Source organism: Halomonas sp. A3H3 (assembly GCF_000982975.1).
In the GTDB taxonomy this organism is placed as follows: domain Bacteria; phylum Pseudomonadota; class Gammaproteobacteria; order Pseudomonadales; family Halomonadaceae; genus Vreelandella; species Vreelandella titanicae.
This window is the reverse complement of sequence record NZ_HG423343.1, coordinates 4,655,296-4,678,062: the sequence shown is the minus strand read 5'-3', so window position 1 is coordinate 4,678,062 and position 22,767 is coordinate 4,655,296. Positions and strand designations below refer to the sequence as shown.

Below are 22,767 nucleotides of genomic sequence, written 5' to 3'. Positions count from 1 at the left end.
AGATGGCGCCTGCATCCGTCCGGATGCAGGCGTATTAAAACCATTGAGGTATTCAAACGCTCATTAGCGATCAGCCAGGGTGACCCGGGCACCGCCAAAGGCAAGACTGCGTGGGTTAGCCACTGGACGGTTGTTGGTGAGGCGGGTAATACCTACCCCGCAACGGCCCACCATCCAGATCAGGCAGGCTGTAAAATAGAGGTAGCCCAGAGCCCAGGGGGCTACTGCCGGTAGCCCGATCCAGCCCAGTAGATGCCAAATGGCAGTGAACAACACCCCGCCTAATAGCCCTAACCAAAACGTTCTAATCTGAAACTGCAAATGGGAAGCGACCCACTCCTCGGCATCGTTTCTTTTCATGTGGGCAATGAGTACCCCTATGGGGGCGGTGACCACCGCTAATACGCTACCCAGAAAGAGCATATAGACAACGATAGCCGCGCCACGCCCGCGGCTTTTCTTAAACGTATTAGAGGAAGTCGACGTTGAAGTGGCCGCGGAGTGAGATGCGGAGGGCATGGATGATGGGGAGATAGCCATAGAAAACCTCATTCGGCAAAGTGGGAATCATTAATAGCGCGTTAAAATGCATTTTTAATGCATTTATTGTAGAGCAACTATGCAGAATTTCCTTAGCTGAAATTAATAGGGTTGTTTCTAGTGATCGTCAGACATTGACGGTGGGGATACGCATTAGGCCTGCCAACTGCGGGTAACGATTGGACAACACATCTGCCAAAGTATAGCGGTCAAGCACCTCCAGAAACGCTGACAAGGCTTCGTTTAGAATGGGCTGGAGCCGACACGAGGGAGTAATGATGCAGTTGTTATCGCTATGAAAGCACTCGACTAGCTCCATGCCATGTTCCATTTCGCGCACGAGTTTACCCAGCACGATAGTAGCGGGGTCTCGCGTGAGCAATAGGCCACCGTTCTTGCCCCGAATAGCGGTAACGTAGTTCTTCTGGCTAAGCTCCTGAACGACTTTCATCAGGTGATTGCGAGAAATATCAAAGGTCTCTGCGATCTCATTGATAGTAGAACGCTCTTCGCCTTTCACGGCGAGGAAGATCAGCACGCGTATTGAATAATCGGTGAATCGAGTGAGATGCATGGAGTGTGCTTTGCTCCGAGAGTAATCCAACTGTAAAAGAAACATGTTGTATGAACGTTCAGTAAGTTGCAATCAGAACATGGGGGTACTAATGCTGACCTGAGTCAAGAAGGAAAGCGTTATTGCCTTAGCTCAAGCTGGTCAAAGTACGGTTTCAAACGGCTTACCAGCGCATTCATCTGAGCTGTAGATGGAGTATTGGCAACTGGCTGAGAATAGGTGGGATCGAAGCATTGCTCGCTGCGGGCCACCTGCAGCGCATAGTGGCGTACCCCACAGTCGGCAAGACTCAGTGCCAGGCGTTCCACATCGGTAAGCTGAAAATCTTTCCAGTGAATGGTGGTACGGCACTCGAAATTGAGTCCGCTGTCGAGCAAAGCCTCCAAGCTGCGGGCATGCAACTGCCAGATGCCGGGACGGCCGCAGATGCGGTCAAACTCTTTTCCGCGTCCTTTTACATCCAGCCCCACCCAGTCAAGGTGCGGTAATAGCTGGGTGAGGCGGTCAGGATAAGGGCCGGCGGTATGTAGTCCCACCTTAAAGCCCAATGCTTTCACTTCCTTTACTGCATCGGACAAACCGGCATTCAGGGTGGGCTCACCACCGCTGAAAACCACCGCTTCCAGCAGGCCTTGCCTGGTGCTCAGGAATTCCCGTATCGCTTGCCACTCCTGGGGTTCACCTCGGCGCGACGGGATCATGTTGGGATTGTGGCAGTAGCCGCAGCGTAGCGGGCAGCCTTGGAGAAAGACAACACACGCCAGATGATCGGGATAATCCAGTGTGGTCATGGGCACAAGGCCGGCAATCGGCAGCCGAACCGAAGATAATTTAGTTGTGATGTCGTCAAGTGTCGTCTGCATAGCCATAGTGATATCCCCCTGCTGGGGCGCCTGTAGCCAGACCCCCCAGCTGTCGTTAGAGAAAAGTGAGGGCTAGCTACCGAGAGGCGGCGGCTTCAGTAAAATGGCGTCGCTCCTGGTGTTCGGCACGTTTGCCGATATTGAACTGACTTACCGGGCGGTGGTAGCCCATGACGCGGGTCCAGACTTCGCAGCGCTGGCGCTGCTCAGTGGGCAAGCTAGCATATTGAGAGGTTTGCATTAGCGTGTTCCTTAAACGAGTTGAGAAAAAGTGAGGCAAATGCCTCAAGCCGTGGCGGCGTCGATTGCGCTCGCCGTTTTTGCCCAAAGTGCTTCGTCGCACTTGGGGCAGAACTCATGTTCACCCGACAGGTAGCCATGCACCGGGCAGATCGAAAAGGTGGGTGTGACTGTGAGGTAGGGTAAGCGAAAGTGAGAGAGCGCCGTTTTAACCAGCTTGCGACAGGCGGAGGCCGAGGTAATCCGTTCGCGCATATAGAGATGCAATACCGTGCCACCGGTGTAGCGAGTCTGTAAGGGGTCTTGATGGCTCAGTGCCTCAAAGGGATCATCGGTATGACCCACCGGCAATTGACTAGAATTGGTGTAGTAGGGCGCCTCGGGTGTACCGGCTTGAAGAATGTCAGGAAAGCGCGTCAGATCCTCCCGGGCAAAGCGGTGAGTGGTGCCCTCTGCCGGGGTGGCTTCAAGGTTATACATGTGGCCGGTCTGTTCTTGAAATTCGCGCATCCGCTCCCGAACGTGGTCAAGAAGATCCAGTGCCAGCTGTAGCCCTTGGGCGTCGGCGATATCGCAGCGATCCCCAGTAAAGTTGCGCACCATTTCGTTGAGCCCATTCACACCCAGAGTAGAGAAATGATTGCGTAACGTGCCCAGGTAGCGCTGGGTAAAGGGGTAGAGCCCCTGATCCATTAGTTGCTGAATGCGCTCGCGCTTGAGTTCGAGGCTATCGCGCCCGAGCGACAGAAGGCGATCCAGCTCGCTGAACAGCCCGGCCCGGTCGCCGGCAAAGCGGTAACCCAACCGGGCACAGTTGATCGTCACTACTCCCAACGATCCGGTTTGCTCCGCACTGCCGAACAGACCGTTGCCGCGTTTGAGCAGTTCACTCAAATCAAGCTGCAGGCGGCAGCACATGGAACGCACCATGTGGGGTTCCAGATCCGAATTGAGAAAGTTTTGAAAGTAGGGCAGTCCATACTTGGCGGTCAGTGCGAAGAGCCGCTCGGCGTTGTCGCTTTCCCAGTCGAAATCATGGGTGATGTTATAAGTGGGTATCGGGAAGGTGAACACACGCCCGTGGCGATCCCCGGCCTCCATGACTTCCAAATAGGCCCGGTTGATCAAGTCCATTTCAACCTGCAGTTCGCCGTAACTGAACGGCTGCTCCTCTTCGCCGATAACCGGTACCTGATGGCGCAAGTCGTCGGGGCAGACCCAGTCGAAGGTTAGGTTGGTGAAGGGCGTCTGGCTACCCCAGCGCGAAGGTACATTTAGGTTGTAGATGAATTCCTGAAGCGCCTGCTTAACCTGCGCGTAGGTCAGGCCGTCCTTGCGCACGTAGGGTGCCAGATAGGTATCGAAAGAGCTGAAGGCTTGTGCCCCGGCCCACTCGTTCTGCAAGGTGCCAAGAAAATTAACCATTTGCCCCAGGGCACTTGAAAGGTGGCGGGGCGGGTGGCTTTCGGCTCGTCCCGGTACCCCATTAAATCCCTCTAGCAGCAAAGTACGCAGCGACCAGCCGGCGCAATAGCCGCACAGCATATCCAGGTCGTGAATATGCAAATCACCTTCCCTATGAGCTTCCCCCACGGTGTGGGGGTAAATCTCATCGAGCCAGTAGTTGGCTATCAACTTGCCCGAGACGTTGAGGATTAAACCGCCCAATGAATAGCCCTGGTTGGCATTGGCGTGAACACGCCAGTCGGCGCGTTGGAGGTACTCATTGACCGTCGAGGCGACGTCAATATGATGCTTTGCTACCTGAACGCTTGTGGAGCTTTTCACCCAATTCACCTATATATGCTATATTTAATAAAAATAAATACTATATATGGTGTTAAAGGGTAAGCGTTCAGGATTTTGCAATAAATGACCCAGGTCAAAAATGGTGGGGAAAAATAGTAAGGCGTGGTGGCGCCTAGGCTATTGTTTTAGCCGGTCATCGTGCGGGTGTTATCCATACCCGGTCGGCCATACCAGTAACCGTCGCAGATTTCAGCATCCACCAGTGTCAAAGGATCGGGCGTAGCTAACCTGCCGTGGCGGGACTGATCGAAAGCCTTGACCACCTCGGCCATGCCTTCCGCCCGTGGGCTGAGACGTGCCACTGATACCCCCATATCCGCCATGACCATAAGTTCATGGCGCAGATCCTGGCAGGCGCTGGAAAGGGTTTGAATACCGTTCAGGGTAAAAACATCCCGGGACTCTTGTGAACGTAGCACCAAGCCTTCGGGGTACTTTTGGCAGACGAACTTGCAGCGGTCTTTGGGTGTTTGGTGACGCCGGGCGGTAAAACAGCGTGACGACCAGGCCAAGGGGAGATGCCCGTAGGCGAATACTTCGCATGGGTGGGGAACGCCTGCCTGGTGGCAATCGTTAATAAGTTTGGCTAAGTCTTGCTGTGACATTTCCACCGGCGCTTGCCAACGCCGCATGCCGGCACGGGCCATAACGCCCAGTGTCGCCGGGTTGTAGAGGTTGAGCGCAGCACCGGCGATGAACGGCAGTCCGGCACTGGAGAGTCGTTGCAGGGCGCTTTGGTCATTGGCCTCGACGATAAAATCACCGTTGTCACACAGCTTGCGCAAGTCACGCAGGTCGGCTTCGGACTCGACCAAGGTCTGGCTGGCGAGTACTACCTGCTTGCCCGCCTGGCTGAGCTCGCGCCCAATGCCTAGCCAGTCGTCCAGTTTCATATCGCGGCGCCGCGAGCAGACGGTTTCGCCCAGGGTTATAATCTCTACCGGCCAGTCGGCCGCCTCGCGGTAGAAGTCGGCGTAGCGTTGCCGAGTCCAGTAAAAAAGCACCGGCCCGAGGGAGAGTTGCAGAGGGCCGGTTGATAAGGTCGGTGATAGGGGAGGTGTAGTGTTCGGCATAGTAGGCTCCTATTTCCAGCGGCGTTCGTAGGCGCCTAGGGTAGTGATGGCACCTTCGGAAAGCTCGGCAAGGCCTGCCATCCAGGCGGGTTCTGGATCAAAGCGCTCAGGCTGAGCCTCTAGGCGGTTGAGCGCCTGGCGCCAGATCCCGGCCACTTTAGAGACATAGGCGGGGCTGCGCTGACGACCTTCAATTTTGACGGCGCTAATACCCAGGTCGCGTAGCTCCGGCAATAGCTCCAGGGTATTGAGGCTGGTGGGTTCCTCAATGGCGTGATAGGTCTCGCCCGCCACCTCGAAGCGACCCTTGCATAGGGTGGGGTAGCCCGCGCGCTCGCCTTCGGCGTAGCGGTCGATAAGAACATTGTTAAGGCGAGACTCTAAGCCCTCTGGCGTTTCTTCCCAGCGGACATGAGCCGCTGGCGAGCAGACGCCCCGGGTATTGGGCGATTCGCCGGTCAGGTAGGAGGAGAGATAGCAGCGTCCTTCGGCCATGATGCACAGGCTGCCGAAAGCGAACACCTCCAGTTCTACCGGTGTTTGCTTGGCCAGGTCGCGTACTTGAGTGATTGACAGCACCCTTGGCAGTACGGCGCGCTTAATGCCGAAATGCTGGTGGTAAAAGCGTAGCGCTTCATGGCTGGTCGCCGAACCCTGCACTGAGAGGTGCCGCGAGATTTCGGGGTGATGGCGAGTAGCGTAGTCGAGCAGTCCCATATCGGCGAGAATCAGCGCATCCACGCCCAGTTCGGCGGCCTGATCCACGGCCCGAGTCCAGTGTTCCCAGCCATCGGGCTGGGGATAGGTATTAATGGCGCAAAAAACGCGTTTGCCATGTCGGTGGGCGTAATCGACCCCCTCGCGGGCACGTTTGTCGGTAAAGTTTAGCCCGGCGAATTGCCGTGCGTTGGTGATGTTCTGGAAACCGAAATAGACAGCGTCGGCACCTTCATCTACAGCGCGCTTTAGAGCGGGCAGGTTGCCAGCGGGACATACAAGCTCCATAGCGAGACTCCTTGCGGGAAAAGTCCGAGCATTTTAGTCGCCTATTTTTTGTCGGCTTTTGACACAGGTCATATCGGGGTGGCTTTCAAAAGAGGATAACGCTGCAGAGTAGGCAAGCTGGATGCAGGCAGTTTTTAAAACGTATATTGTATGAATATTAACCAATGCTTGCTGCACCCACTTCCAGAGTTCCATTTCAGAGACCTCTTTTAGAGCCCCTTTTCAGAGACCTACTTCGATCATGCAAGATGAACTGCTCTTCAATCGCCCCCTGGTAGAGAAATATGACCGCCCAGGCCCGCGGTACACTTCTTATCCCACTGCGCCCCAGTTTCATGCCGCGTTTGCCGAGGATGATTACCGTAGCGCCGCCGAGCGCAGTAATCGGGTCGCAGTACCCAAGCCGCTTTCGGTCTATGTGCATATCCCGTTCTGCAAAAGCCTGTGCTACTACTGCGCCTGCAACAAAATCATTACTCATAATACCGAGCGAGCTGCCGAATACCTCCAGTGGTTAAAACAGGAGATACGTGTTCAGGGAGCGCTGTTCGATACCACCCGCCAAATGACCCAACTGCATCTGGGCGGCGGCACCCCAACCTACTTAAGCAATGCCCAGCTACGCGAACTGATGGCGGCGCTGGACGAAGCCTTTCACTTCGCCGCACCTGAAGAGCGTGAATTCTCGCTGGAGGTAGACCCTCGCACCGTGACACCCGAACAGGTGTACGAGCTCTACGCGCTGGGCTTCAATCGGTTGAGCTTCGGTGTGCAGGATTTCGATCACGACGTGCAGCAAGCTGTCAATCGCGTCCAGAGCGAAGAGCAGGTGGTATCCCTGGTCAAGGCTGCCCGCGAGGCGGGGTTTGAATCGGTCAGCGTTGACCTGATCTACGGTTTACCGCTGCAGACGGTGGCGAGTTTCGATACGACGCTAACCAAGATTATTGACCTGCAACCGGATCGCATTGCCGCTTATAGCTACGCCCATTTGCCCGAACTGTTTAAAGCTCAGCGGCTAATTCGCCCCGAAGACATGCCGCCACCCGAGCGCAAGCTGGAGCTGCTGGAACTTACGATTAACCGTCTGACGTCTGCAGGATATGTCTACATCGGCATGGATCACTTCGCCCTTCCGAATGACGAGCTGAGCCTGGCCCGTGAAAATGGCACTCTGCAGCGCAATTTTCAGGGCTACTCTACCCACGCCGACTGCGACATGATTGGGCTGGGCATTACTTCGATTGGCAAGGTGGGCGATACCTACAGCCAAAACGTCAAGGAAACTGCCCAGTATCAGCATCGTTTGGATGAAGGGCGTTTACCGGTCTTCCGTGGCTATCGCCTTAGCGATGACGACCGCCTGCGCCGCGATGTCATTAATACCCTGATGTGTCACGGCCGACTTGAATTTTCCGCTATTGAAGCCCGGCACAATGTCGATTTTCGCAGCTACTTCGCGAGTGCCTTGGCGAGCCTCGAAGAGATGGCGGACGACGGGTTAATTGCTTTGCGCGACCATGAAATCGAGGTGCTGCCTTCAGGGAGGTTGATGATCCGCAACCTGGCCATGGCGTTCGACGCCTACCTGAAACCAACGGAAAACCGTTATTCGCGCACGGTGTAATTTCAACAGTGCCAACCGTCTATTCCTTTACGTTGGCCGCTCTATCACCTTGGGGGTAGACAGGGTGTATATGGAGGTAATCACGCAGTAATTCGCTTGTCGATCACGCAGAATCCACTCCATGGAACCCGCACTGTCGGGTATGCAAATTTCCGAGGAGCCTGGAGATCGACCATGAGTCACTTCATAGATCGGCTGAATTTCTTCCGCAAGTCCCGCGAGCCTTTTGCCAACGAACACGGTGAGCTACGCAGCGAATCCCGCCAGTGGGAAGATAGTTATCGTGCCCGCTGGCAGCACGACAAAGTAGTACGCAGCACCCACGGGGTGAACTGCACCGGCTCCTGTAGCTGGAAGATCTACGTTAAGAACGGTTTAGTTACCTGGGAAACCCAGCAGACTGACTACCCCCGTACCCGTCCCGACCTGCCTAACCATGAGCCGCGTGGCTGCCCCCGCGGCGCCAGCTACTCCTGGTATCTGTACAGCGCTAACCGCCTCAAGTACCCGTTGATCCGCAAGCCGTTGCTGGCGCTATGGCGCGAAGCGCTCAAGGCTAACCCAGATCCGGTCGACGCCTGGGCGTCTATTGTCGAAGACCCCGCCAAGACCAAACAGTACAAGCGTGCTCGCGGCATGGGCGGCTTCGTTCGCGGTAACTGGGACGAGCTCAACGAGCTGGTCGCTGCTTCTAACGTTTACACCGCCAAGCAGTACGGCCCCGACCGTATTCTCGGCTTCTCGCCGATTCCTGCCATGTCCATGGTCAGTTACGCCGCAGGTAGTCGCTACCTCTCGCTGATTGGTGGCGTCTGCATGAGCTTCTACGACTGGTACTGCGATTTGCCGCCGGCGTCACCGATGACCTGGGGCGAGCAGACCGACGTACCTGAGTCCGCTGACTGGTACAACTCCGGCTACATTATTGCCTGGGGCTCCAACGTGCCCCAGACGCGTACCCCGGATGCCCACTTCTTTACCGAAGTACGTTACAAAGGCACCAAGACGGTTTCGATCACCCCGGATTATGCCGAGGTTTCCAAACTCACCGACGAATGGCTGTCCGCCAAGCAGGGTACCGATGCCGCCCTGGCGATGGCCATGGGCCATGTCATCCTCAAGGAATTCCACCTTGAGAACCCCAGTGCTTACTTCACTGATTATGTGCGCCGCTATACCGACATGCCGTTCCTGGTGGAACTGGAAGTGCGTGAAGATGGCAGCTTCGCACCGGGTCGCCAACTGCGTGCCAGTGATTTTGATGCTGCCCTGGGCCAGGAAAACAATCCCGAGTGGAAAACCGTCGCCTGGGACGAAACCCGCGACCAGCTGGTGGTACCGCGCGGCTCCATCGGCTTCCGCTGGGGTGAGACCGGCGATGAAGTGGGCAAATGGAACCTGGAATCGCTGGATGCCGCAGGCACCGAAATCAAACCGCTACTAAGCCTGGCTGACCATCACGACAGCGTCGCGCGGGTAGCGTTTCCCTACTTCGGTGGCATTGAACATGAACACTTTGAGCACGTAAAAGGGGCCGGTGTTGGCGCCGCCGATGACCTGCTGTTTCATAATTTGCCCGCCAAGCGGTTAAAGAGAGCCGATGGCAGCGAAATGCTGGCGGTCACCGTTTTTGATCTGATGTGTGCCAACTACGGTATCGACCGTGGCTTTGTCGGCGACGGCGAAGATGATGGCGCGACCTCGTTTGATCAGATTCGCCCCTATACCCCCGCGTGGCAGGAGAAAATCACCGGTGTCTCGGCAGAGCAGTGCACCCGTATTGCCCGTGAGTTTGCCGACAACGCCCATAAAACCAACGGCCGTAGCATGATCATCGTTGGTGCCGGTATGAACCACTGGTACCACATGGATATGAACTACCGCGGCCTGATTAACATGCTGGTCATGTGTGGTTGTATCGGTCAAAGCGGTGGCGGCTGGGCCCACTATGTTGGTCAGGAAAAACTGCGTCCGCAGACTGGCTGGACGCCTTTGGCCTTTGGCCTCGACTGGCAGCGCCCGCCGCGCCACATGAACTCTACTTCCTTCTTCTATAGTCACTCCTCCCAGTGGCGCTACGAGAAGCTCGAGATTAAAGAAATTCTTTCGCCGTTGGCCAAGGCCGAGGATTACCCCGGTAGCCTGATTGACTTTAACGTGCGTGCTGAGCGCATGGGCTGGCTGCCGTCAGCACCACAACTGGACACTAACCCGCTACGCCTAGCGAAAAAAGCCGAAGCCGCGGGTATGTCGACAGCCGACTATGCTGTTCAGCAGCTCAAGAGCGGTGAACTGCGCTTTGCAGCGGAAGACCCGGATGCACCAGAGAACTTCCCGCGTAATATGTTCATCTGGCGCTCCAACCTGCTGGGTAGTTCCGGTAAGGGCCATGAGTACATGCTCAAGTACCTGCTGGGTACTCGCCACGGTATTCAGGGTAAAGATCTGGGCGACTTCGGCGGCCAGAAGCCCGAAGAAGTGGTATGGCGTGACGAGGCGCCGGAAGGCAAGCTCGACCTGCTGGTGACGCTGGATTTCCGCATGTCCACCACCTGCCTCTACTCGGATATCGTGCTGCCGACGGCGACCTGGTATGAGAAGGACGACCTTAACACTTCTGATATGCACCCCTTTATTCACCCCTTGACTGCCGCCACCGACCCGGCCTGGGAATCGCGCAGCGACTGGGATATTTACAAGGGTATTGCCAAAGCGTTTTCCAAGGTGTGTGTAGGCCACCTGGGAGAAGAGACCGACCTGGTCACGCTGCCGATGCAGCACGACTCGCCAGGAGAGTTGGCCCAGCCGGCGGTGAGGGATTGGAAGAAGGGCGAATGCGCGCCGATTCCCGGCAAGACCATGCCATCGCTGATTGAGGTCAAGCGCAACTATCCCGAAACCTATGAGCGCTTCACTTCTGTTGGGCCGCTGCTGGAAAGCATTGGTAACGGCGGCAAGGGTATCGCTTGGAATACCGATGCTGAAGTCGAGCTGCTGGGCAAACTCAACCATCGCAAGCTGGATGGCCCGCATAAAGGGCGTCCGTTGATCGACAGCGCTATCGATGCCGCCGAGATGATTCTGACCCTGGCACCAGAAACCAACGGCGCCGTGGCAGTAAAAGCGTGGGATGCACTCTCCAAAATTACCGGGCGTGACCATACCCACCTGGCAAGGCCCAAACATGACGAAAAAATCCGCTTCCGCGATGTCGTCGCCCAGCCGCGCAAGATTATCTCCAGCCCGACCTGGTCTGGCCTCGAGGATGAGCATGTCTCCTATAACGCCGGTTACACCAACGTTCACGAGCTGATTCCCTGGCGCACCGTGAGTGGTCGTCAGCAGTTCTATCAGGATCATGCCTGGATGCGCGCTTTCGGTGAAAGCCTGCTGGTCTATCGTCCGCCCATCGATACCAAGGCGGCCAAAGGCTTCCAGCTTCCCGCCGACAACGGCTTCAAGAGCAAGGCGCTGAACTTTCTCACGCCGCACCAGAAGTGGGGCATCCACTCCACTTACTCGGACAACCTGCTGATGTTGACGCTTAACCGAGGCGGCCCGGTGGTGTGGCTCTCCGAGGCTGACGCGGCTGAGATCGATATCGAGGACAACGACTGGATCGAGGTCTACAACGCCAACGGCTCGATTGCCGCGCGGGCAGTGGTCAGCCAGCGGGTCAAGGCGGGCATGGTGATGATGTACCACGCCCAGGAACGCAACGTGAACGTCCCTGGCTCTGAGGTCACCGGTACGCGGGGCGGTATTCACAACTCGGTCACCCGTGTCTGCCCCAAGCCAACCCATATGATCGGCGGCTACGCGCAGCTCTCTTACAGTTTTAATTATTACGGCACCGTCGGCTCAAATCGCGATGAGTTCGTGTTAGTGCGCAAGATGAAACACGTTGACTGGCTGGATGGTGAAGGCAATGACAGCGTTCAGGAGGCCGTGAAATGAAAATTCGTTCCCAGGTAGGCATGGTTCTCAATCTTGATAAGTGTATTGGTTGCCACACCTGTTCGGTGACCTGCAAAAATGTCTGGACCAGTCGCGAAGGTATGGAGTACGCCTGGTTCAACAATGTCGAGACCAAGCCCGGTATCGGCTATCCCAAAGAGTGGGAGAACCAGGCCAAGTGGAAGGGCGGCTGGATGCGCCGTAACGACGGTCGGATTGAACCGCGTATTGGTGGCAAATGGCGGGTGCTGGCGAACATTTTCGCCAACCCCGACTTGCCCGAGATGGATGACTACTATGAGCCGTTCACTTTCGACTACCAACACCTGCATACCGCCAAGATCGGCGAGCACCAGCCGGTGGCGCGTCCGCGCTCGCTGATTTCCGGTCAGCGTATGAAAAAGATCGAATGGGGCCCGAACTGGGAAGAGATTCTTGGCACCGAGTTCGCCCAGCGGCGCAAAGACGCCAACTTCGACAAGGTGCAGGCAGATATTTACGGCCAGTTCGAAAACACCTTCATGATGTATCTGCCGCGTCTGTGCGAGCACTGCTTGAACCCAACCTGTGTAGCGGCTTGCCCAAGTGGTGCGATCTACAAGCGGGAAGAGGACGGCATCGTTCTAATCGACCAGGACAAGTGCCGTGGCTGGCGTATGTGTATCTCCGGCTGCCCCTACAAGAAGATCTACTACAACTGGAAAAGCGGTAAGTCCGAGAAGTGTATTTTCTGCTACCCGCGTATCGAGGCCGGTCAGCCGACCATCTGCTCCGAGACCTGTGTGGGCCGCATTCGCTATCTCGGCGTGCTGCTGTATGACGCTGATCGGATCGAGGAAGTGGCAAGCTCCCCTGACGAGCGTGATCTCTACCACCGCCAGTGCGAGATTTTCCTAGATCCCAACGATCCGGAAGTGATTGCCCAGGCCAAGCGGGATGGCATCCAGGATAACGTCATCAAAGCCGCCCAGGCCTCACCGGTTTACAAGATGGCTATCGACTGGGGATTGGCGCTGCCGCTGCACCCGGAATACCGCACGCTGCCGATGGTGTGGTACGTGCCGCCGCTGTCGCCGATTCAGTCCGCCGCTGAGGCGGGGCATGTAGAGTTCGATGGCATCCTGCCCAAGATCGAATCACTGCGTATCCCGGTGAAGTACCTGGCTAACCTGTTGACAGCCGGTGAAGAGGAGCCCGTGGTATTGGCACTCAAGCGCTTGATGGCGATGCGTGTCTACATGCGCGGCAAGCACGTGGATGGCGCCCCTAATGCCGAGGTGCTCGACGCCGTAGGTCTGAGCGTAGCCCAGGTGGAAGAAATGTACCGCTACCTGGCCATTGCCAACTACGAGGATCGTTTCGTGATCCCCACCAGCCATCGTGAGATGGCAACCGAAGCCTTCCCCGAGCGGGGTGGATGTGGCTTTACCTTTGGTGATGGTTGCCACGGTGAGAGCCAGCCCAACCTATTTAACGGCCGTAAGCAGACCAGCGTTTTGGTAAAACCGGTAGAGGTCTTCGACCCACAGCCACAACTTGAGGAGTCTCGTCATGACTGAAGCCGCTACCCAATCGCCGACCCCGGTAGAGCCGTCGTTCGAACCGCTACAGGGTATGCGTAGCCTACGCGTACTGGCCCGCCTGCTCGATTACCCGACCCAGGAACTGCAGGATGCCAGCGGCGAGCTCATCGAAATTCTCAATGCCGAACGCCGCCTGGGGGCGGCTCTCAAATCGTCGCTAATGGAGTGGTGTCAGCGTCTCCAAGAGGGCGACCTGCTTGAGCTGCAGGCCGAGTACGTCGCCATGTTCGATAAGGGGCGGGCTACGTCGCTGCTGCTATTCGAGCACGTTCACGGTGAATCCCGCGATCGTGGTCAGGCCATGGTCGATCTTATGGCCGAATATAGCGCGGCCGGTTTCGAACTGGATGCCCGGGAGCTGCCGGACCATATACCGGTATTTCTTGAATACCTTTCGATGTGCGACGACGCCGAGATCGGCCGTTGGTTGGGCGAAATACGTCATATCCTGGCGCTGCTCACCGCGCGGCTGGAGGAGCGCGGAGCGGATCACGCCCTGGTGCCGCTATCACTCTTGGCGTTAATTGGGGCCGAGGGCGATGTCGAAGAGCATCGGCCCCAGGTCAAAAAAGAAGCGCCTGATAACACCCCCGAAGCCTTGGACGCCGTATGGGAAGAAGAAGCGGTGCGTTTCTCGGCAACCTCTGACGAAGACTGCGCGCTGCAGTCTGCCGAAGGCCGCCGCTTGGCCGAGCGCAAACACACCGTTCAGAGCCAGCCGGTACGCATTATGCCTGCTCCGTCTTTAAATGCCTCTTCCGCTCCTTCCGCCGATCGTTAATAGGAGAATCACCATGTATGACGCGATTGCGCATTACTTAACCCATCTGATCTACGGTTACTACCCCTATCTCGCGGGCACGGTGTTTCTGCTTGGCAGCCTGCTCCGTTTTGATCATGGTCAGTACACCTGGAAGACCGGTTCTAGCCAGATGCTCTCTTCAAAGAATATGCGCCTGGGCAGCAACCTGTTTCATATCGGTATTATCGTGATTTTCTTCGGCCATCTGGTGGGCATGCTCACACCGCACTGGGTCTATGAACCGTTCCTGCACGCCGGTACTAAACAGCTAGTGGCTATCGTGGTGGGCGGTATTGCCGGTGCCATGTGCGTGGTGGGCGGCGCCATGTTGCTCTATCGTCGCCTGGCCAACCCACGCGTAAAGGCGTCGTCGAGCATGATGGATACCTTGATCCTGGGCTTGATCGTCTTACAGGCGTGCCTGGGTATGGTGACCATCATCTTCTCGTTGGGCCATATGGACGGCGAGATGATGCTGACACTCTCCAGCTGGGCGCAGTCGATTGTCTTCTTCAGCGGCGGTGCGGCGGACTACATGCAGGAAGTGTCATGGATCTACAAACTGCATATCTTTATCGGCTTAACCATCATCCTGCTGTTCCCGTTTTCGCGGCTGGTGCATGTGTGGAGCGCGCCGTTCGGCTATGTAACCCGGCGCTATCAGCTTGTCCGCCGTCGTGGCTAAAAACTGGCTTGTGCTCGGCCAGGCCTAGAGGAGAAATAACATGCAGATGATTGATATCGAACAGCTACCTGGGGGCGTCGCTGCGCCTCCGGTACGTGTCGGTGACACCCCTATCGATGAAGCAACGATTGCGTTGGAGATGCAGTACCACCCCGCCGAAACGTCGGGGGAGGCCCAGCTTCAGGCGGCCCGCGCCCTGGTGGTCAGGGAACTGCTGCGCCAGCGAGCCAACGTCCTGGGCCTACTGTCGAGGCAGGCAACTAACGAAGCACAGGAAGATGCGGCGATTGCTGCCTTGCTCGAACAGGAGCTTGAGGTGCCGGAACCGGGGGAAACAGATTGCCAGCGCTTTTTTGACACCCACCGCGAGCGCTTCAGCGAACCAGTGCAGTTACGCGTTCGGCATATCCTGCTCGCGGCCGCACCCGATGACTCCCAGGGTCGCGACGACGCTTACCAGCTTGGTGAAAAGCTACTCGAACAGCTTAAGCAGATACCCGAACGGTTTGCCGAATTTGCTCAACACCACTCCGCGTGCCCTTCAAAAGAGCTGGATGGTGATTTGGGCTGGCTGGTGTCAGGGCAGACTGTTCCGGAGTTGGATCGCGCTTTGCAGCACTTACCCGAAGGTCTACACGAGCGCCCCTTGGCGTCTCGCTATGGCTGGCATGTGGTGAGTATTGACGAGCGGCGAGACGGTAGGGCGTTACCTTTCGATCAAGTGATTGACCGGGTGCGCCATAGCCTACGGGAACAGGCAACTCGACGTGCGCTGCGTCACTATTTGCTGGCGTTAGAGAGCGAAATAGGCGTCGAAGGGATTGTTCTGGATGACGATGCTGGCGGCAGCTTGATGCAATAGCTTGAAGCAATAGCAAAGCTAATAGGAGAGGCTTGATGTCCCATGTTCCGGTAGATGCTCTTTTCACTCCGCTCGGCATCGCGGTGCTAACGGTTTCCGATACCCGTGGTTTCGACGAGGATGGTAGCGGTGACCTGCTGGTTGAACATCTGAGCGAAAGCGGCCATAGCCTGGTCGAGAGGCGCATCGTTTCTGATGATATCTACCAGGTTCGTGCCGTGGTCTCGGAGTGGATTGCTCGAACGGATGTCCACGCGATTCTGGTTAATGGCGGCACTGGCTTTACCTCCCGGGATACCACTCCCGAGGCGTTGATACCGCTGTTCGACAAAGCGATTGAGGGGTATGGCGAGCTGTTCCGCCACTACTCCCTGAAAACAATCGGCACAGCGACGATCCAGTCTCGCGCCGTAGCGGGGGTGGCCAACCGAACGATGATATTTGCGATGCCCGGTTCGCCCAAAGCGTGTGCCTTGGCGTGGGACAGGATTATTGCTTTGCAGCTGGACTCCCGCACTCGGCCCTGCAACTTCGCCGCCATGGTGCTGCCTTCAGCGACCCCGTGCAGTGGACGTCACACAGCGACTTCTTCCAATGAGGTGGAGCGCTTATGAACTGTCACTGCGCAGAAATAGTCACGCCCGGCTTGTTAGATCTGTTTGATGCGCGCCAACGGCTTATCGACGCAGCCACGCCCATTAATGCAGTAGAAACCATCACCCTAGAACAATCGACAGGGCGAGTGCTGGCAGAAACGCTGGTCGCTCCTCTCGATATGCCGGGCGTGGACAATAGCGCTATGGATGGTTACGCGCTGTGCCTGGCTGATTACCAAGCGGCACCTCGCGGCGCAGGCTTACCCATTCTCCAACGCGTACCAGCTGGCGCAGGCGTCATGCTGCTACCGGAAGGAGGCTGCGCGCGTATTTTTACCGGCGCGCCGGTGCCCATGGGGGCAGATATTGTGGTGCCTCAAGAGCGGGTGACTCTTGATCCGCGCGGGCATATACACCTCGAGGGTAGCTTGGTGCTAGGCGCTAACATTCGTCGCCAAGGCGAGGAGACTCGCATAGGCACCCCGCTGCTCGCTGCGGGTAAGCTTCTTGATGCCGCGTCGATTGCGCTGCTGGCAAGCCATGGAATCAATGCCGTGACTGTCAAACGGCGTCTGAGGGTGGCGCTGCTTTCCACCGGCGATGAGCTGATTGCCCCAGGTACAGTGCGATCACCGGGACAGGTATACGACAGCAACCGCGCCATGCTTAACGTACTGCTAGCGCAAGCTCAGTGCGACGTGCTGGATTTGGGCATCATCGCTGATTCACCGCAGTCATTGCATCAGGCCTTTGAGCACGCACAAACCGTTGCGGATGTGGTGATGTGCACCGGAGGCGTTTCGGTAGGCGAGGAGGATCATGTACGCCCAGTGATCGAGCAGCGCGGTGGCTTACATTTTCATGGTGTCGCCATGAAGCCAGGGAAGCCCTTTGCGTTCGGTTATCTGGGCGCGGAGCCTGCCTCTTCCACACCGTTAATGGCGCTGCCGGGTAATCCTGTGGCCTCCCTGGTGGGCTGGCAGCTGCTGGCGCTGCCGTTTATCCATGCCATGCAAGGTAGAGCCGTAGCGGCTCTACAGCGTTATCCGGTAAAAGCGGGCTTTTCTCAGCGTGGCCCCCAGGGGCGCTGCGAGCTACTACGGGTGGTGATGGATTGGTCACAGGGGGCTCCCGTGGCGCAGCTAGCGGGCGGGCAGGGCTCACATATGCTCAGCGCGGCTAGCCAGGCCCATGGTTATTTAATGATTAACCCCGCCACGGAGGTAACTGAAGGGGCCACCTATCACTATTACCCCATCAATCAGTTCGCCGCTTGAACAGCTTTTCCTATCGTGGCCACTGACCTCGTTTTTTTTCATAGGAGAGGGTATGTCTTCACAACACAAACCCCGCACACTGATTTATGCCTGCTCCGGCTGCTCTGATGTGGCGCAACTTGCCAATAGCGTTGCCCTGCGTCTTGACCATGCAGGAGAGGCAGAAATGTCCTGCATTGCTGGTGTGGGCGGTGGTGTGCCCGGTCTGGTGCGCATTGCCCGCTCAGGGCGCCCTATTGTAGCCATTGACGGGTGCCAGATGCACTGCGCCAGCCACTGTCTCGCCAAAGCGGATGTGATACCCACAGAGCACGTAAAGCTATATGAAAACGGCCTGCGCAAGCGGCGGGGCCAGTTTTATGATGAGCAAACAATCATCGACGTCACCGCAGAAGTAAAAGAACTCATTGCACGGCTGCCCGTTAATGCCAATACCCAAGAGGAACCCATGGAATGAGTGCGCTAGTCGATGGGTATGGCCGTACGGTGCGTTACCTGCGTATATCGGTAACTGATCGTTGTGATTTTCGCTGTGTGTACTGCATGGCTGAGGAAATGACCTTTCTGCCACGCGCCCAACTGCTTACCCTTGAGGAGATAGCCGCGCTTTCACAGGCATTTGTCGAGCTGGGCGTGGAGAAAATCCGTCTAACCGGCGGTGAGCCGCTGGTACGCCAGGGCGTACTCACGCTAGTGCAAAAACTCGGTGCATTGGAAGGTCTGCGCGAGCTGGCGATGACCACCAACGGCTCAGGGTTGGTCAAGCATGCCAATGCTTTGCGGCAAGGCGGGCTACATCGGCTCAATATTAGCCTCGACTCGCTCAAGCCCGAACGCTTTAAAGCATTAACCCGGACGGGGGATCTTGATCAGGTGATCGCGGGTATCCGTGCAGCGCGCCGCGCTGGCTTTCAGTCGATTAAGCTCAACGCCGTATTGCTCAAGGGGCGCAATGACGACGAAATTATCGACTTGGTAAACTTTGCCCGGGATGAACAAGTCGATATAAGCTTTATTGAGGAGATGCCGCTGGGCGCTATCAGCGAGCATAACCGTGGTGAAACCTTTCTTTCCACCGATGCGGTTCGCGAGACCATAGAAAACCACTATCAACTCTTACCCACCACCGAGACCACCCTAGGGCCATCCCGTTATTACCGCATGGTAGACAGCCAGTCGAGGATTGGCTTTATTTCTCCCCATAGCCACAATTTCTGCTCTGCCTGTAATCGTGTTCGGGTGACGGCTGAAGGGCGACTACTCCTTTGCTTGGGCAATGAGCACTCGGTAGATTTACGCGCCGTAATGCGACGTTATCCGGGTGATACTCAGCGGCTTAAATCGAGCATTGTGGCGGCAATGAAGAAAAAACCTGAGCGCCATCACTTCACGACGGATGGTGAAGTTCAAATAGTGAGGTTTATGAATGCAACAGGCGGGTAATACGATTCGGTCAGCGTTCAAAGCTAGCAGGGGCTAGTGGTGAATAGCGCTTTCCGTTAAGCTCCTCGACAATTTTTTATTTTTGGTTGCGTTGAGGTGATTGTATGTGGAGCCTGCTAAGGCTGTCTGCAATATCACTATCAGTACTCATGATAGCTGGTTGCTCAGATCCCAAAATTGATACTAGCTCCATGCCTGCGTCGGTTGTCTCGGTTGAGAAAGTGCGTAACTCCTTGCCCACCTACAAGCGCGATGAGTTTGATCAAGGCTTGATCATTATCGCCACGTCGACGTCGTTTAGTGGTATCGATATTCTCAACCCCCACCGCATGAATGCCGCTGAGATTGCCGAAACTGCCAATGTGCAAATGCATGGGTTAACGGGGGATCAGGTGATTCAGCGTGCCGATCAAATTCTGCGCGAGCGTCGGGCACGCGAACGCGAACAGGCTATTCGCACCTTAAAGCGGCTGGAAGAGAAGCGTGCAAAAGCCACCAGTGATCAGCAGCAGTTAGCGCGGTTTACCATTGACAGTGCTCGCTATTACATTGGCTCAAGCCCTTATGGCGCTCCGGAACCTGTGATTGATCTTACAGTGACCAATGACACGGATCAGGCCATTTCTGAGCTTCTGTTGAGGGGCGTGGTGACGAGCTCTGATCACTCAGCAGCTTGGGTAGACGAAACGTTTTACTACGTTGTTCCTGGTGGCATTGAGCCTGGTGAAACACTTGAGTGGAGCCTTGCGCCTAACCGCTTTGGCCCATGGGGGAATGCTCAAATACCCAGCGATGCAGAGCTGACGGTCACCTTGCAAGGGTTGAAAGGGCTTGATGAGCAGCCATTATGGGACTCCCCTGAGCTAACGGAACACGAACTGGCCAGGCTTGAGCAACTGCAGAAGGAGTATGGTGGCATTGCTTTCTCCCGTTTGGAGTGAGTCTCGTGTGGACTAAGCTCTTTGTGAGGTAAGCGATGCAAAAACCACAGCGCCCTAGCGGTTATCCGATAGGGCGCAAACATTTCTACCAATTATCTTTTCGCCAAACGGGGTTACTTACTCTTTGGCTTCATGGTCGGCGAGGGCGGCAACAATTGCCTCTTCCCACTGCCCTTCGGTTAACCCCCAATGCTCCATTTCTGACTGATCGGCGCTGCCTGCCGACGCCTCGCGTAGTTTATCGACGCTGCTGCTTTCATAGCAGTGCTTGGCGAAATCTTTGGTTTTGACATCTTTTAGCTGATTAATCATCGACATGTTGAGTTCCTTTCAAGGTCAATAGTGAGGTAATGCTCACTCAGTGTAGCTATTCTGGCCGCTTTTACCTGACTTGGTTCTCAACACTGCTTAGCTGAAGTGAGAAAAAAAGCGTAGAAAAGGTTTTCCGTGGGCTAGCCAGCCATCAGCGTATCGATAAAAATTTTACCGGCGATACTTGCCAGCAGCAGCATAACCAAATTATCAAACCAGCGGTGGGGCAGCCGATTGCCCAGGCGGGCGCCTAGGGGCATGGCGGCGAGTATCACCACAAGGGCAAAAATACTAAACAAAAAGCGTTCCAGAGTTAAAATGCCCGCGTTTAAAAGCGCCGGTATTTGAACACTGGTAATAGCGACGAAGAAGACTGAGATGGAGCCAATAAATACGCTTCGTTTCAACTGCATCGCATTGAGAAACGTAACCGAGGCTGGCGCCGACATGCCTGCAGCGCCTTGAAGCACGCCAGCGAGTAGGCCAATAGGGATCACTAGTCGCGCAGCGATATTAAAAGGCAGGGCGATACGACGTTTCATCACTTTGATGATCAGGTAAAGCACGATCACACCCGCGACACCCAGTGACAGTATTTCGGGAGATAAAACGACTAATCCCCAAGTGCCCAGAACGATGCCTAGCCCGCCAGCAATGGAGAAAGCTGCCAAGAAGCGCAAGGGTAGTAGGTGGCGTCGATATTGCCATACCTGTAAAGCATTACTAAATAGGTTAGGCGCGACTAATAGAGCGATAGCGAGTTGAACGTCGTACAGCATGGTGAGAATGGGTACGACAATAACCGGGACACCTGAACCGATGGCACCTTTGACGATACCTGCAACGAGTAGCGCTATAAACGCAATTAACAGCATAAGGTTACCGGCCCTTTTTAGCGCACAGCCGCCACGCAACCGGCAGCTGTGCGTATTGATTTTCTTCAGGATTAGGTTTTGTCTGAAAAGTCGGCGAGCGAAGGCCAGACAAGGCAAAAATCGGCGAAAAGACGGAGTTTACGTTGTGTAAATGAGTACTTTGAGCCGATTTTTAACGCCGTATGGTCGAGCGCAGCCAGTTTTCAGGCAGAGCCTAAACGCTGTTATTTCAGCACATAGCAGGGCACATAGTGCTGGCCATCGAGTTTCATGCGCCCTTGGGCTACAAACGAGGTGAGTAGCTCGTCAAGGCGTTGCATTAGTTCGGGCTCTGCGGTCAGTACAAAGGGGCCATGAGCTTCAATGGCTCGAATGCCAGCCTCTTTGACGTTGCCTGCGACGATCCCCGAGAAAGCGCGGCGCAGATTAGCAGCGAGCTCATGGGTAGGCTGCTGGCGGTGGAGCGCTAAGCCACGCATGGCGTCGTGTGTCGGTTCAAAGGTTGCCTGGAAGTCGCGCGCAATGGTCAATCGCCAGTTGTAGTAGAAAGCATCCTGATGGGTGCGCCGGAATTCAGCGATCTCATCGATGCCGTGGCGCATGGTGCGTGCAACCGAGACCGGATCGCCGGTAATGATGGTGTAGTAACGGCGGATATCCTCACCGAGGGTATAGACCAGAAATTCATCAATTTTCTGAAAGTAGGCCGCAGAATCAGCAGGGCCAGTGAAAATTAACGGAAAAGGAATATCCTGGTTGCTAGGGTGCAGCAGAATGCCCAGCAGATAGAGAATCTCTTCTGCGGTGCCCACCCCGCCAGGAAACACAATAATGCCATGGCCCAGGCGCACAAAGGCTTCCAAGCGTTTTTCAATGTCTGGCATGACAACCAGTTCATTGACGATGGGGTTAGGCGCTTCGGCAGCGATAATGCCGGGCTCTGAAACACCCAAATAGCGGCCTTCTTTACGCCGCTGCTTGGCATGGGCAACGTTCGCGCCTTTCATGGGGCCTTTCATTGCGCCAGGGCCACAGCCGGTACAAATATCTAAATCGCGCAGACCCAAGTGATAGCCCACATCTTTGGTATATTCGTACTCTTCCCGGGAGATAGAGTGACCGCCCCAGCACACCACCAGGCTAGGGTCGCGGCCGGGTTTGAGCGTGCCCGCTTTGCGCAGAATATGGAAGACCGCATTGGTGGTGCCTTCTCCCGTACTCAGGTCAAAACGATTGTGGTGCTGAATCTCATTGTAGACGTAAACGATGTCGCGAATGATCGAGGATAGATGCTCGCGGATACCGCGAATCATGCGGCCATCAACAAAGGCTTCGGCGGGGGCGTTAGTGAGCTTTAAGCGAATGCCGCGGTCTTGCTGCAGCACTTCAATATCGAAATCTTTATAGGCTTCTAAAATCGCCAGGCTATCGTCGCTGGGATTACCGCAATTGAGTACTGCCAACGCACAGCGCCGAAGAAGGTCGTGCAGACCGCTTTGAGAAGTTTTATGCAGTCGATTAACTTCATGCTGAGAGAGTACTTCGAGGCTCCCCTCGGGGGAAATGATGCTGGAAAGAGTGGCGCGAGGTTGAACGTTTTCGGTCATTAGCGGGGCTGTCCCTAATCGTTTGATGTCTCTTGGCATATTACCACGCCCAAGCGGTGGGTACAGCGCAGCGGCTGGCTCGCCGGGGTGTGCTAT

At 56.0% G+C, this 22,767-nt stretch carries 21 protein-coding genes; 11 read left to right on the top strand and 10 right to left on the bottom strand.

The features are described 5' to 3' along the window. Positions 1–63: 63 nt before the first annotated feature. The 7 genes from HALA3H3_RS21250 to ubiU form a co-directional block, all read right to left on the bottom strand. Positions 64–540 carry a DUF4870 family protein gene (locus tag HALA3H3_RS21250; protein WP_022523539.1) on the bottom strand — a complete coding sequence of 159 codons (477 nt, stop codon included), beginning with the start codon at positions 538–540 and terminating at the stop codon, positions 64–66. 127 nt (positions 541–667) lie between these two features. Then, positions 668–1,114 carry an Rrf2 family transcriptional regulator gene (locus HALA3H3_RS21245; protein ID WP_022523538.1) on the bottom strand — a complete coding sequence of 149 codons (447 nt, stop codon included), beginning with the start codon at positions 1,112–1,114 and terminating at the stop codon, positions 668–670. 119 nt (positions 1,115–1,233) lie between these two features. Next, positions 1,234–1,983 carry an anaerobic ribonucleoside-triphosphate reductase activating protein gene (locus HALA3H3_RS21240; RefSeq protein WP_022523537.1) on the bottom strand — a complete coding sequence of 250 codons (750 nt, stop codon included), beginning with the start codon at positions 1,981–1,983 and terminating at the stop codon, positions 1,234–1,236. Positions 1,984–2,053: 70 nt separating this feature from the next. Next, positions 2,054–2,218 (bottom strand): anaerobic ribonucleoside-triphosphate reductase, encoded by a 165-nt coding sequence (gene nrdD, locus HALA3H3_RS27710; RefSeq protein ID WP_027959384.1) that lies wholly within the window; start codon positions 2,216–2,218, stop codon positions 2,054–2,056. Positions 2,219–2,262: 44 nt separating this feature from the next. Beyond that, on the bottom strand, positions 2,263–4,014 hold the full coding sequence (locus HALA3H3_RS21230; RefSeq protein WP_053857057.1) for a ribonucleoside triphosphate reductase: 1,752 nt from the start codon (positions 4,012–4,014) through the stop codon (positions 2,263–2,265). A gap of 137 nt (positions 4,015–4,151) precedes the next feature. Then, a complete protein-coding gene (locus HALA3H3_RS21225) occupies positions 4,152–5,099 on the bottom strand; it encodes a U32 family peptidase (protein ID WP_022523535.1) in 948 nt (315 codons plus the stop codon). A gap of 9 nt (positions 5,100–5,108) precedes the next feature. Further along, complete coding sequence (gene ubiU, locus HALA3H3_RS21220; protein ID WP_022523534.1) at positions 5,109–6,104, bottom strand: ubiquinone anaerobic biosynthesis protein UbiU; 996 nt, start codon at positions 6,102–6,104, stop codon at positions 5,109–5,111. 241 nt (positions 6,105–6,345) lie between these two features. Between ubiU and hemN the strand changes: the two genes are divergently transcribed. From hemN to HALA3H3_RS21165, 11 genes are all read left to right on the top strand, one after another. Next, on the top strand, positions 6,346–7,731 hold the full coding sequence (gene hemN, locus HALA3H3_RS21215; protein WP_022523533.1) for an oxygen-independent coproporphyrinogen III oxidase: 1,386 nt from the start codon (positions 6,346–6,348) through the stop codon (positions 7,729–7,731). Positions 7,732–7,905: 174 nt separating this feature from the next. Beyond that, positions 7,906–11,688: a nitrate reductase subunit alpha gene (locus HALA3H3_RS21210; RefSeq protein WP_022523532.1), complete on the top strand. Its 3,783-nt coding sequence runs from the start codon at positions 7,906–7,908 to the stop codon at positions 11,686–11,688. Beyond that, positions 11,685–13,247, top strand: coding sequence for a nitrate reductase subunit beta (gene narH, locus HALA3H3_RS21205; protein WP_022523531.1), 1,563 nt, complete (start codon positions 11,685–11,687; stop codon positions 13,245–13,247). Before HALA3H3_RS21210 ends, narH begins: the two co-directional genes overlap by 4 nt. Further along, positions 13,240–14,052 carry a nitrate reductase molybdenum cofactor assembly chaperone gene (narJ, locus tag HALA3H3_RS21200; protein WP_022523530.1) on the top strand — a complete coding sequence of 271 codons (813 nt, stop codon included), beginning with the start codon at positions 13,240–13,242 and terminating at the stop codon, positions 14,050–14,052. Before narH ends, narJ begins: the two co-directional genes overlap by 8 nt. A gap of 13 nt (positions 14,053–14,065) precedes the next feature. Beyond that, positions 14,066–14,758, top strand: a complete 693-nt coding sequence (gene narI / locus HALA3H3_RS21195) for a respiratory nitrate reductase subunit gamma (RefSeq protein ID WP_039858452.1) — start codon at positions 14,066–14,068, stop codon at positions 14,756–14,758. A 40-nt stretch (positions 14,759–14,798) separates the two neighbouring features. After that, the gene (locus tag HALA3H3_RS21190; protein ID WP_022523529.1) at positions 14,799–15,620 is read left to right on the top strand and encodes a peptidylprolyl isomerase; all 822 of its coding nucleotides are present in this window, start codon (positions 14,799–14,801) and stop codon (positions 15,618–15,620) included. Between the two features lie 35 nt (positions 15,621–15,655). Further along, a complete protein-coding gene (moaB, locus tag HALA3H3_RS21185) occupies positions 15,656–16,234 on the top strand; it encodes a molybdenum cofactor biosynthesis protein B (protein WP_022523528.1) in 579 nt (192 codons plus the stop codon). Next, entirely contained in the window at positions 16,231–17,493 is a 1,263-nt protein-coding gene (locus HALA3H3_RS21180) for a molybdopterin molybdotransferase MoeA (RefSeq protein ID WP_022523527.1), read from the top strand. Before moaB ends, HALA3H3_RS21180 begins: the two co-directional genes overlap by 4 nt. A 52-nt stretch (positions 17,494–17,545) precedes the next feature. Continuing rightward, positions 17,546–17,950, top strand: coding sequence for a putative zinc-binding protein (locus HALA3H3_RS21175; protein ID WP_009286657.1), 405 nt, complete (start codon positions 17,546–17,548; stop codon positions 17,948–17,950). Then, a complete protein-coding gene (gene moaA, locus HALA3H3_RS21170; RefSeq protein ID WP_022523526.1) occupies positions 17,947–18,936 on the top strand; it encodes a GTP 3',8-cyclase MoaA in 990 nt (329 codons plus the stop codon). The genes HALA3H3_RS21175 and moaA overlap by 4 nt, the downstream gene beginning before the upstream one ends. 104 nt (positions 18,937–19,040) lie before the next feature. Further along, on the top strand, positions 19,041–19,877 hold the full coding sequence (locus HALA3H3_RS21165) for a DUF6694 family lipoprotein (protein ID WP_022523525.1): 837 nt from the start codon (positions 19,041–19,043) through the stop codon (positions 19,875–19,877). A 117-nt stretch (positions 19,878–19,994) separates the two neighbouring features. On the opposite strand, the gene HALA3H3_RS21160 is transcribed toward HALA3H3_RS21165, so the two are convergent. The 3 genes from HALA3H3_RS21160 to ppnN all read right to left on the bottom strand — a co-directional run bounded on the left by HALA3H3_RS21160 (position 19,995) and on the right by ppnN (position 22,671). Next, positions 19,995–20,195: a hypothetical protein gene (locus HALA3H3_RS21160; RefSeq protein ID WP_022523524.1), complete on the bottom strand. Its 201-nt coding sequence runs from the start codon at positions 20,193–20,195 to the stop codon at positions 19,995–19,997. Between the two features lie 134 nt (positions 20,196–20,329). Further along, positions 20,330–21,064: a sulfite exporter TauE/SafE family protein gene (locus tag HALA3H3_RS21155; protein ID WP_022523523.1), complete on the bottom strand. Its 735-nt coding sequence runs from the start codon at positions 21,062–21,064 to the stop codon at positions 20,330–20,332. 224 nt (positions 21,065–21,288) lie between these two features. Continuing rightward, on the bottom strand, positions 21,289–22,671 hold the full coding sequence (ppnN, locus tag HALA3H3_RS21150; protein WP_022523522.1) for a nucleotide 5'-monophosphate nucleosidase PpnN: 1,383 nt from the start codon (positions 22,669–22,671) through the stop codon (positions 21,289–21,291). Positions 22,672–22,767 lie beyond the last annotated feature (96 nt).

Coding starts and splice junctions, on each gene's coding strand:
- HALA3H3_RS21190 (WP_022523529.1), top strand. CDS start 14,799: ATGCAGATGATTGATATCGAACAGCTACCTGGGGGCGTCGCTGCGCCT.
- HALA3H3_RS21155 (WP_022523523.1), bottom strand. CDS start 21,064: ATGCTGTTAATTGCGTTTATAGCGCTACTCGTTGCAGGTATCGTCAAA.
- moaB (WP_022523528.1), top strand. CDS start 15,656: ATGTCCCATGTTCCGGTAGATGCTCTTTTCACTCCGCTCGGCATCGCG.
- HALA3H3_RS21245 (WP_022523538.1), bottom strand. CDS start 1,114: ATGCATCTCACTCGATTCACCGATTATTCAATACGCGTGCTGATCTTC.
- narJ (WP_022523530.1), top strand. CDS start 13,240: ATGACTGAAGCCGCTACCCAATCGCCGACCCCGGTAGAGCCGTCGTTC.
- ppnN (WP_022523522.1), bottom strand. CDS start 22,671: ATGACCGAAAACGTTCAACCTCGCGCCACTCTTTCCAGCATCATTTCC.
- HALA3H3_RS21160 (WP_022523524.1), bottom strand. CDS start 20,195: ATGTCGATGATTAATCAGCTAAAAGATGTCAAAACCAAAGATTTCGCC.
- ubiU (WP_022523534.1), bottom strand. CDS start 6,104: ATGGAGCTTGTATGTCCCGCTGGCAACCTGCCCGCTCTAAAGCGCGCT.
- HALA3H3_RS21210 (WP_022523532.1), top strand. CDS start 7,906: ATGAGTCACTTCATAGATCGGCTGAATTTCTTCCGCAAGTCCCGCGAG.
- HALA3H3_RS21225 (WP_022523535.1), bottom strand. CDS start 5,099: ATGCCGAACACTACACCTCCCCTATCACCGACCTTATCAACCGGCCCT.
- narH (WP_022523531.1), top strand. CDS start 11,685: ATGAAAATTCGTTCCCAGGTAGGCATGGTTCTCAATCTTGATAAGTGT.
- moaA (WP_022523526.1), top strand. CDS start 17,947: ATGAGTGCGCTAGTCGATGGGTATGGCCGTACGGTGCGTTACCTGCGT.
- HALA3H3_RS21180 (WP_022523527.1), top strand. CDS start 16,231: ATGAACTGTCACTGCGCAGAAATAGTCACGCCCGGCTTGTTAGATCTG.
- hemN (WP_022523533.1), top strand. CDS start 6,346: ATGCAAGATGAACTGCTCTTCAATCGCCCCCTGGTAGAGAAATATGAC.
- HALA3H3_RS21175 (WP_009286657.1), top strand. CDS start 17,546: ATGTCTTCACAACACAAACCCCGCACACTGATTTATGCCTGCTCCGGC.
- HALA3H3_RS21165 (WP_022523525.1), top strand. CDS start 19,041: ATGTGGAGCCTGCTAAGGCTGTCTGCAATATCACTATCAGTACTCATG.
- nrdD (WP_027959384.1), bottom strand. CDS start 2,218: ATGCAAACCTCTCAATATGCTAGCTTGCCCACTGAGCAGCGCCAGCGC.
- narI (WP_039858452.1), top strand. CDS start 14,066: ATGTATGACGCGATTGCGCATTACTTAACCCATCTGATCTACGGTTAC.
- HALA3H3_RS21250 (WP_022523539.1), bottom strand. CDS start 540: ATGGCTATCTCCCCATCATCCATGCCCTCCGCATCTCACTCCGCGGCC.
- HALA3H3_RS21240 (WP_022523537.1), bottom strand. CDS start 1,983: ATGGCTATGCAGACGACACTTGACGACATCACAACTAAATTATCTTCG.